Annotated in this window: 3 protein-coding genes; all 3 read left to right on the forward strand. The window is 71.4% G+C overall.

The genetic code is table 11. The features are described from left to right. The coding region (locus tag P3W75_RS14685) for a DUF934 domain-containing protein (protein WP_276228093.1) at window positions 1-334 on the forward strand (334 nt) is incomplete at its 5' end. 128 nt (window positions 335-462) lie between these two features. Further along, on the forward strand, window positions 463-1347 hold the full coding sequence (locus tag P3W75_RS14690; protein WP_276228094.1) for a sugar nucleotide-binding protein: 885 nt from the start codon (window positions 463-465) through the stop codon (window positions 1345-1347). Between the two features lies 1 nt (window position 1348). Further along, the coding region (locus P3W75_RS14695) for an NAD-dependent epimerase/dehydratase family protein (protein ID WP_430765377.1) at window positions 1349-1535 on the forward strand (187 nt) is incomplete at its 3' end.

The following is a 1535-nucleotide window of genomic DNA, read 5'->3' on the forward strand; positions in this document are numbered from 1 at the left end:
CGGGGTGTGGCTCGGGCCCGACGATGATCCGCAGATGTTGCTCGGTCGATTCGAAGAGCTGCCGCTCATCGCCATCGACTTCCCCAGTTTCCGCGACGGCCGTGGCTACAGCCTGGCCTACCTGCTGCGCCGGCGCCTGGGCTGGCGCGGCGAGTTGCGCGCGGTGGGCGACGTGCTGCGCGACCAGCTGGCGCACATGCGCCAGTGCGGTTTCGACAGTTTCGCCGTGCGCGCGGACAAGCCCGTGGAGGACGCGCTCAAGGGGCTGGCCGGGCTGAGCGTGCTCTACGGACGCTCGGCAATCGAGTCGCGGCCGCTGTTCCGCCGTCGCTGAGCGGGGCGCGAAGCCGCATGCCACGCGGCGGCGGCGCTTGACGCTGTCCCGGTGGGCAGGAAAAATGCCCGCATCAGTGTCGGTGGGATTCCACCGGCCGTGGCCCACGATTCGAGTAACCCCTGAAGATGCGCATGCGCCTGATGCTGTTGGGTGGCGGTAATGCCCTGGGACAGGCGCTGATCCGCCTGGGCGCCGAGGAAGACATCGGCTTCCTCGCCCCGCGCCCGCCCGAGCAGGGCTGGGACGCCGCCAGCCTGACCCTGCTGCTGGACGAGACCCGCCCCGACGCGGTGATCAACCTCGCCTACTACCAGGACTGGTTCCAGGCCGAATCCGTCGACGACGCCCGCCTGGCCGCCCAGGAACGCGCCGTGGAGCGCCTGGCCGAACTCTGCCAGCACTACGAGATCCTCCTGCTGCAGCCTTCCAGCTACCGCGTGTTCGACGGCGCCCGCGCCACCGCCTACAGCGAGAAGGACGAGCCGCTGCCGCTGGGCCGCCGTGGCCAGGCGCTGTGGCGCATGGAACAGTGGGTGCGCGCCACCTGCCCGCGCCATGTGCTGCTGCGCTTCGGCTGGCTGCTCGACGACAGCCCCAACGGCAGCCTCGACCGCTTCCTCACCCGCGCCCTCGGCGAGAACGAGCTGTACCTGGCCGACGACCGGCGCGGCAACCCGACCCCGGTGGACGACGCCGCACGGGTCATCCTCTCGGTGCTCAAGCAGCTGGACTGCCAGGCGCCGCTGTGGGGCACCTACCATTACGGTGGCCTGGAAGCCACCACCACCCTGGCCCTGGGCCAGGTGATCGCCGCCGAGGCGCGCACCCTCAGCGGGCAGGCGCTGCGCGACCCCGCCGCCCAGGCCCACGCCGCGCGCCCGGACGCCAGCGAGGAGCCGCAGCACGCGGTGCTCGCCTGCAAGAAAATCCTTCACACCTTCGGCATCAAGCCGCGCGCCTGGCGCGCCGCGCTGCCGACCCTACTGGATCGCTATTACCGTCGTGGCTGATATCTCCCCGGCTTGCGCCAAACCCGTCCTCATCACCGGCGGCGCCGGCTTCATCGGCTCGCACCTGGCCGACGCGCTGCTGGCGCGCGGCTTCCGCGTGCGCGTGCTGGACGACCTGTCCACCGGCAAGCGCGAGAACCTCGCCGCCGAGGTCGAGCTGCTGGTCGGCGACGTCGCCGACCCGGCCA

It is taken from the genome of Pseudomonas citronellolis, from assembly GCF_029335315.1.
GTDB lineage: Bacteria > Pseudomonadota > Gammaproteobacteria > Pseudomonadales > Pseudomonadaceae > Pseudomonas > Pseudomonas citronellolis_A.